Raw genomic sequence first — 9,084 nt, 5'->3', positions numbered from 1 at the left:
TGATCGCCGAAGCGATGGCGGACTTCGCCGCCGGCGGCGCCGATCCGCTGAAGGATCAGAAGGTCGAGCAATTCGACTTCCTGGGCCTGGTGAATCAGTTCGACCTGGCGCGGGCCGCAAATCCCTCGCTGACGAGCTGGGCGCTGACAACGGCGTTGCTCGACTTCCACACCGGAGGCAGCGACACCGCAGCGATCGGTGGCGATCTGGCATATCAGTACGGCCTGAATCGCAACCTCACCAACATCGGCGTCGTGCCCGCAACGACAACGATGAGCGATGCGCAGTTCGGTATCGCTCCACAGACGCTGCAGCCGACGAGCTCGCTACACACGGGAGTGCAACGTTTGGTCTGACGTTGTAACAAGCCCACCACGGCGCCTTGCCATCCGAGCAAGGCGCTGTGGGGATTCATGGAGGAAATATGCCCCGATGGCCAAGTCCAACAGCTTCGCTGCCAGTGCGGCGCTTTGTCAGAACACTAGTGTGCTGTCTGCTTGTCTGGACGCCGGCGCATGAGGTGCAAGCCATGACCGTTCTGGATTTCTTTCTCGGGACCTCGATGCCGCTGCAAGCGCGCGGCACGATGGACGCCAACGGACTGAGCTTTAGCAAGACTTTCGAAGTGGAGAAGCGCTGCGAATACGAATTCGATCTGCGCCTGATTCACAAGATCCAAAGAATAAATATGTTCAAACATTTGCTGGTCGACAACCAGTTGCCGATGCCGATCGCCGTGAGCGTCTACCTGCTCGGCGACAAGGAACAGCGCGTGCTCGACTTCGAGAGCGCGCCGCGATTGGCCATCCGCGGCGAGAAATGGACCGGCTTCACCCTTGGAAGACATGTCCTCGCATCCGGCGACTATCGGATCGAGTTGCGCTCCCGGCAGCCGCTGCCCGCGCTGACGGATGTCGAGTTCGAGATGGTCGTGCAGGTGATGCCGAAGACGTATTGCACCGGTTTTTAGGAGAAGCAATGAGCGATGACAAGGAACGTATGGGCGATGAAGCCCGTGTGGCGTTGGCGCAGCGAATGATCGCGGAACGACCTCAGCACGTTCGCGAGCAATATCGAGAAGCCATCCTGAGCGGCATCGTTACCTTGGGAATGACGCCCTTCGAAGCCAAGCTCGCCGGCGGCGGTTTCGCTTACAAGGTGCAGCCCGATCCCACCCGCTGGCCGTCGAACGCCAATCCGCTCGCCGTGATTTTCGCGCAGTCGGAGCAGCCCGACGCCAGTTATATCCGAATGACTTTTCGCACGGACACGCAGTTCCCCGGAGCGGGTACACGTGCGTTCCATGTGGTTTTCAAACAAGGCGCAGCACAAGAAATCGTACAAGAGGGAACTTAAATGCCAACGATTACCGTAAATATCGCCGAGGCCGGAGCGGATACCACTGGCTCACGCGATTCGCTGTTCGGTCACATGTGGATCTCGACGCCGGATGGCAGCTACGGCTACGCGCCGGGCGGCGTCACGATGAATGACGACAATTACTATCTGGAGATCTATCACTCGCGCGAGTTCGAGCTGACTCAGCAGCAATACGACGCGATGATGAATTTCCTCGAGGATCCGGTCCAAGAGGGCTTTGGCACGGACGACTACAACGGCATTACCAACAGCTGCGTGGATTTTGTCTGGAATGCGTTGGCCGAGGCGGGTTTCAATACCCTCGGGTTCGAGGGCTTCGTCCTGCCCACCGCGAACGCAGATTTCATCGATGCGCTGCCCAGTCATCCGCAGGATATCGATGCGGATGGCATACCGAACGAGCAGGATCCGGACGCCGACGGTGACGGAGTCGCCAATGACGACGATCCGGATCCCAACAACGACCTCGATGACGATGGCACGCCGAACGATGTCGACAGCGACATCGACGATGACGGCATTCCCAATGATTTCGATGCCACGCCGAACGGCCCCGACTACGATGGCGATGGCATGCCGGACGACCGCGATCCGGACGTGGACGACGATGGCATTCCCAACCATGACGATCCGGATCGTTACGATAGCGACATCGATGGCGATGGCGATCCTGACTATTCGGATCCGGACATAGACGGCGACGGCATCCACAACGACGACGACCCGGATCCGAACGTTCCGACGCCGACTCCGCCGACGCCAACGCCGCCGACACCGACACCGCCGACGCCAACACCGCCGACGCCGACACCGCCGACGCCAACACCGCCGACGCCAACACCGCCGACGCCAACGCCGCCGACGCCAACGCCGCCGACGCCAACGCCGCCGACGCCAACACCGCCGACGCCAACGCCGCCGACGCCAACACCGCCGACGCCGACGCCGCCGACGCCAACGCCGCCGACGCCAACACCCGTGCCGCCGCCTCCACCTCCGCCGACACCTCCGGTGCCGCGTCGTGATCCATTGGCTCTCGACCTGGACGGCGATGGCGCCATTCGGACACTGCCGCGCAATCACGGCGTACATTTCGATCTGGACAACAGCGGGTTCGCCGAGTCGACCAGCTGGGTGCACGCGACCGACGGCCTGTTGGTGCTCGATCGCAATGACAACGGGTACATCGACGGCGGCGCCGAGCTGTTCGGCACCGAGACGCTGCTTGCAAATGGCCAGTACGCCGAGAATGGCTATGAAGCGCTCACCGAATTCGACACCAATAGCGACGGCGTGATCAGCGAAGGCGATTCGATCTTTGCCGAGCTGCGCGTCTGGCAGGATGCAAACAGCAACGGCGTCGCCGAAGCGGGCGAGCTGCACACGTTGTCGAGCCTCGGGATCAGCTCGATCGAAGTGGGCTACACCAGCAACCACTTCACCGACAGCAACAACGTTCAGCACCGCGAGCAGAGCTCGTTCAACTACGCCAATGGCAGCAGCGGGCTCACCAATACATTGTGGTTCGACTCGGATCGGCGTAACACGATTCCGGTCGACGTCCACAACGGCGTCGGTGTGGAAGTGCCGCCGGATGTCGCAGCGCTGCCGGACGCTTACGGCTTCGGCAATGCGTACTCGTTGCGATATGCCATGGCGCACGATTCGACCGGTCAGCTGCAGGATCTGGTCGAAATGTTCGTGGCCGAGAGCGATCCGGCGGCACGCCGGGCGCTCGTGGGGCAGATTCTGATCGCCTGGACCGGTCAACAAAACGCCGTTCCCAACGGCCGTGGCCCTGCGATCGACGGCCAGCACCTGGCCGTCCTGGAAACATTCTGGGGACAAGCAGCGCTGCAACAGCAGCCGAACGGGCAGTACGCCGAGATGCTGGCGAATGTTTACGCCGGGCTGGAGCTCTCGGTGTATTCGCAGCTCATGGCCGATAGCCATGCCGATGCGTTGTTCAACATGACATCCTTCTCGCAGGTCAACGGCGCCTGGAGCGGCGATTTCGCGGAAGTGAGTGCGCATTTTGCGCAGCGCTTTGGTAACGCGGATGCTACGGCAGCGGCGGAGCTGGCGGACTTTCTCGTGGTTGTGCGAGGAATCAATCCGTACGTAGATACGTTATATCGACAGTTCGTCACCGCGCTGGAGACCGAGGCTGCGACGCTGCCGATTACGATCCGCCATGCAATGCAGGGAGTTATTCGCAGCGGTGACGATCACATCATCGGAACACCAGGCTCCGACGTGATCTTCGGTTATGACGGCAACGATCTCATCGAAGGCCTCGCCGGCGTCGACGAGCTGCACGGAGGAGTCGGCAATGACCGGCTCTACGGCGGCGACGGCGCCGACATTCTGGTGGGTGGGGAGGGCAACGATGAGATCAGCGGTCAGTCCGGCGATGACCTGATGACCGGCGACGCCGGTGACGACCGTCTCTACGGCGGCGACGGCGACGATACGATTTCCGGCGCTGCGGGCAACGATTCGTTATATGGCGGCGGAGCGTATGGCGGCGCTGGCGGCAACGATGTGATGGATGGTGGCGCGGGCAATGACTACCTGGTCGGTGGTTTTGGCAGCGACACTTATCTATTCGGCGTCGGCGATGGCCAGGACACGATCAATAACGACTCCGACGGTTGGAGCGGCAATGCCGACCCGACGGCGGGCAAGGTCGACGTGCTGCAATTCAAGGAGGGAGTGCTTGCGAGCGATGTGACCATCACGCGCTCGGGCGACAACCTGATCTTGAAGATCGCAGGGACTACGGACCAGGTCACGATCCAGAACTACTTCAACAACGACGGTTTCTCGAACCGGACGTACGCAGTGGAGCAGATCCGTTTCGCTGACGGCACAACGTGGGATCTCGCCACTATCAAGGCGATGGTTCTGCTCGGCACGTCGGGCAATGACACGCTGACCGGCTACGCCACCGCCGACACGATCAACGGTGGTGCAGGCAACGACTCGATCGATGCCCGCGGCGGCAACGACATCGTCGAGGGCGGGGCTGGTACCGACAACATCTCTGGTGGCGACGGTGCCGACCAACTCTCCGGCGGCGACGCCAACGACACGTTGTCCGGTAACGCAGGCGACGACGTCCTCACTGGCGGCGCGGGTAACGACAACCTCTACGGCGGTGGTCAGTACGGCGGCGCTGGCGGCAACGATGTGATGGATGGTGGCGCGGGCAATGACTACCTGGTCGGTGGTTTTGGCAGCGACACTTATCTATTCGGCGTCGGCGATGGCCAGGACACGATCAATAACGACTCCGACGGTTGGAGCGGCAATGCCGACCCGACGGCGGGCAAGGTCGACGTGCTGCAATTCAAGGAGGGAGTGCTTGCGAGCGATGTGACCATCACGCGCTCGGGCGACAACCTGATCTTGAAGATCGCAGGGACTACGGACCAGGTCACGATCCAGAACTACTTCAACAACGACGGTTTCTCGAACCGGACGTACGCAGTGGAGCAGATCCGTTTCGCTGACGGCACAACGTGGGATCTCGCCACTATCAAGGCGATGGTTCTGCTCGGCACGTCGGGCAATGACACGCTGACCGGCTACGCCACCGCCGACACGATCAACGGTGGTGCAGGCAACGACTCGATCGACGCTCGCGGTGGCAACGACATCGTCGAGGGCGGGGCTGGTACCGACACCATCTCCGGTGGTGATGGCGCTGATCAACTCTCCGGCGGCGACGACAACGACACGTTGTCCGGTAACGCGGGCGACGATGTGCTCACTGGCGGTGCCGGCAACGACAACCTCTACGGCGGTGGTCAATACGGCGGTGCTGGTGGCAACGATGTGATGGATGGCGGCGCGGGCAACGACTACCTGGTCGGTGGTTTCGGCAGCGACACGTATCTGTTCGGCATCGGCGACGGTCAGGACACGATCAACAACGACTCCGACGGTTGGAGCGGCAATGCCGATTCGACGGCGGGCAAGGTCGACGTGCTGCAATTCAAGGAAGGGGTACTCGCGAGCGACGTGACCGTCACGCGCTCGGGTGACAACCTGATCCTGAAGATCGCAGGGACTACTGACCAGGTCACGATCCAGAACTACTTCAACAACGACGGCGTTTCGAATCGCACCTATGCGGTCGAGCAGATCCGTTTCGCTGACGGCACAACGTGGGATCTCGCCGCTATCAAGGCGATGGTTCTGCTCGGCACGTCGGGCAACGACACGCTGACGGGCTACGCCACCGCCGACACGATCAACGGTGGTGCAGGCAACGACTCGATCGATGCCCGCGGCGGCAACGACATCGTCGAGGGCGGAGCTGGTGCCGACAACATCTCCGGTGGTGACGGTGCCGACCAACTCTCTGGCGGCGACGACAACGACACGTTGTCCGGTAACGCCGGCGATGACGTGCTCACCGGCGGTGCGGGTAATGACAACCTCTACGGCGGTGGTCAGTACGGCGGCAACGGCGGTAACGATGTGTTGGATGGTGGCGCGGGCAATGATTACCTCGTCGGTGGTTTCGGCAGCGACACTTATCTGTTCGGCATCGGCGACGGTCAGGACACGATCAACAACGACTCCGACGGTTGGAGCGGCAATCCCGATCCGACGGTTGGCAAGCTCGATGTGCTGCAGTTCAAGGAGGGCGTGCTCGCCGATCAAGTCACCGTCATCCGCCAGGGTGACAACTTGCTCGTCCGCATCGTCGGGACGACGGATCAGATCACGATCCAGAACTACTTCGTCGCCGAAGCTGCGTCTCCGCGTGGCTACGCGATCGAAGAGATCCGATTCGCCGACGGCACGGTGTGGAACATCGATACCGTCAAGGGCAAAGTCCAACAGGGTACCGAAGGCGCCGACATTTTATATGCGCAGGCGACGGGCAGTTCGCTGTTTGGACTGGGCGGCAACGACACATTGCACGGCGCTGCCGGTGCCGACCACCTTGACGGCGGTCTCGGCAACGACCAGTTGAACGGCAATGGCGGTAGCGACTATCTCGACGGTGGCGATGGCACCGACACTTTGACCGGCGGTGCAGGCGACGACCAGTTGGTCGGCGGTGCCGGCAACGACAATCTCTACGGCGGTGGTCAATACGGCGGTGCTGGCGGTAACGACGTGATGGATGGTGGCGCGGGCAATGACTACCTCGTCGGTGGTTTCGGCAGCGACACATATCTATTCGGCATCGGCGACGGTCAGGACACGATCAACAACGACTCTGACGGTTGGAGCGGCAATGCCGATCCGACGGCCGGCAAGGTCGACGTGCTGCAATTCAAGGAGGGCGTACTCGCGAGCGATGTGACCATCACGCGCTCCGGGGACAACCTGATCTTGAAGATCGCAGGCACGACTGATCAGGTCACGATCCAGAACTACTTCAACAACGACGGCGTCTCGACTCGCACCTACGCGGTGGAGCAGATCCGCTTTGCTGACGGCACGACATGGGACGTTGCGACCGTGAAGGCGATGGCGCTGCTCGGCACCTCCGGCAACGACACGCTGACCGGCTACGCCACCGCCGACACGATCAATGCCGGTGCAGGCAACGACTCGATCGACGCTCGCGGCGGCAACGATATCGTCGACGGCGGTGCTGGTACGGACAACATCTCCGGTGGCGATGGTGCCGACCAACTCTCCGGCGGCGACGACAACGACACGTTGTCTGGTAACGCGGGCGATGACGTGCTCACCGGTGGCGCGGGTAACGACAATCTCTACGGCGGTGGTCAGTACGGCGGCGCTGGCGGTAACGACGTGATGGATGGTGGCGCTGGCAACGACTACCTCGTCGGGGGTTTCGGCAGCGACACATATCTATTCGGCATCGGCGACGGTCAGGACACAATCAACAACGACTCGGACGGCTGGAGCGGCAATGCCGATCCGACGGCCGGCAAGGTCGACGTGCTGCAGTTCAAGGAAGGCGTACTCGCGAGCGATGTGACCATCACACGTTCGGGTGACAACCTGATCTTGAAGATCGCCGGCACTACGGACCAGGTCACGATCCAGAACTACTTCAACAATGACGGCGCCTCGACTCGGACGTACGCAGTGGAGCAGATCCGCTTTGCTGACGGCACGACATGGGACGTTGCGACCGTGAAGGCAATGGCTTTGCTCGGCACGTCGGGCAACGACACGCTGACCGGCTACGCTACTGCCGACACGATCAATGCCGGTGCTGGCAACGACTCCATCGACGCTCGCGGCGGCAACGATATCGTCGAGGGCGGTGCTGGTACGGACACCATCTCCGGTGGCGATGGTGCCGACCAACTCTCCGGCGGCGACGACAACGACACGTTGTCCGGTAACGCGGGCGACGATGTGCTCACTGGCGGTGCCGGTAACGACAACCTCTACGGCGGTGGTCAGTACGGCGGCGCTGGCGGTAACGACGTGATGGATGGTGGCGCGGGCAATGACTACCTCGTCGGGGGTTTCGGCAGCGACACATATCTATTCGGCGTCGGCGAAGGTCAGGACACGATCAACAACGACTCTGACGGCTGGAGCGGCAATGCCGATCCGACGGCCGGCAAGGTCGACGTGCTGCAATTCAAGGAGGGCGTACTCGCGAGCGATGTGACCATCACGCGCTCCGGGGACAACCTGATCTTGAAGATCGCTGGCACGACTGATCAAGTCACGATTCAGAACTACTTCAACAACGACGGCGTCTCGACTCGCACCTACGCGGTGGAGCAGATCCGCTTTGCTGACGGCACAACATGGGACGTGAATGCTGTTAAGGCGATGGCGCTGCTCGGCACGTCCGGCAACGACACGCTGACCGGCTACGCTACTGCCGACACGATCAATGCCGGTGCAGGCAACGACTCGATCGACGCTCGCGGTGGCAACGACATCGTCGAGGGCGGGGCTGGTACGGACAACATCTCCGGTGGCGATGGTGCCGACCAACTCTCCGGCGGCGACGACAACGACACGTTGTCCGGTAACGCGGGCGACGATGTGCTCACTGGCGGTGCCGGCAACGACAACCTCTACGGCGGTGGTCAGTACGGCGGTGCTGGTGGCAACGACGTGATGGATGGTGGCGCGGGCAATGACTACCTCGTCGGTGGTTTCGGCAGCGACACATATCTATTCGGCGTCGGCGACGGTCAGGACACGATCAACAACGACTCTGACGGTTGGAGCGGCAATGCCGATCCGACGGCCGGCAAGGTCGACGTGCTGCAATTCAAGGAGGGCGTACTCGCGAGCGATGTGACCATCACGCGCTCCGGCGACACCCTGATCCTGAAGATCGCAGGCACGACGGATCAGGTCACCATCCAGAACTACTTCAACAACGACGGCGTCTCGACTCGCACCTACGCGGTGGAGCAGATTCGCTTTGCCGACGGCACGACGTGGGATGTCGCAACCGTCAAGTCGATGGCACTACAAGGCTCGTCGGCCAACGACACGCTGACCGGCTACGCCACCAACGACCATCTCTACGGTGGCGATGGCAACGACAACATCGATGGGCGCGCAGGCGTCGATCTCCTCCAAGGCGGCGCCGGCAACGACATCATCTCCGATACAAATGCGACCGGCGGCAATCTGTTCGACGGCGGTGACGGCACCGATACGTTGACGGGCGGCACCGGCAAGGATCTGTTCATCGGCGGTGCGGGCAACGACACAATCAATACCGGC

At 61.8% G+C, this 9,084-nt stretch carries 4 protein-coding genes; all 4 read left to right on the top strand.

The genetic code is table 11. The features are described 5' to 3' along the window. A partial coding sequence (locus tag EK373_RS33305) for a hypothetical protein (protein ID WP_157994655.1) occupies window positions 1-356 on the top strand: 356 nt, incomplete at its 5' end. 173 nt (window positions 357-529) lie between these two features. Then, window positions 530-970: a hypothetical protein gene (locus tag EK373_RS32920; RefSeq protein WP_129649613.1), complete on the top strand. Its 441-nt coding sequence runs from the start codon at window positions 530-532 to the stop codon at window positions 968-970. Window positions 971-978: 8 nt separating this feature from the next. Beyond that, a complete protein-coding gene (locus EK373_RS32915; RefSeq protein WP_198683853.1) occupies window positions 979-1,356 on the top strand; it encodes a hypothetical protein in 378 nt (125 codons plus the stop codon). Beyond that, the coding region (locus EK373_RS32910) for a calcium-binding protein (RefSeq protein WP_157994654.1) at window positions 1,357-9,084 on the top strand (7,728 nt) is incomplete at its 3' end.

It is taken from the genome of Peristeroidobacter agariperforans (genome assembly GCF_004138335.1).
Taxonomy (GTDB): domain Bacteria; phylum Pseudomonadota; class Gammaproteobacteria; order Steroidobacterales; family Steroidobacteraceae; genus Steroidobacter; species Steroidobacter agariperforans.
This window is presented reverse-complemented; position numbering and strand designations above follow the sequence as displayed.

Coding starts and splice junctions, on each gene's coding strand:
- EK373_RS32915 (WP_198683853.1), top strand. CDS start 979: ATGAGCGATGACAAGGAACGTATGGGCGATGAAGCCCGTGTGGCGTTG.
- EK373_RS32920 (WP_129649613.1), top strand. CDS start 530: ATGACCGTTCTGGATTTCTTTCTCGGGACCTCGATGCCGCTGCAAGCG.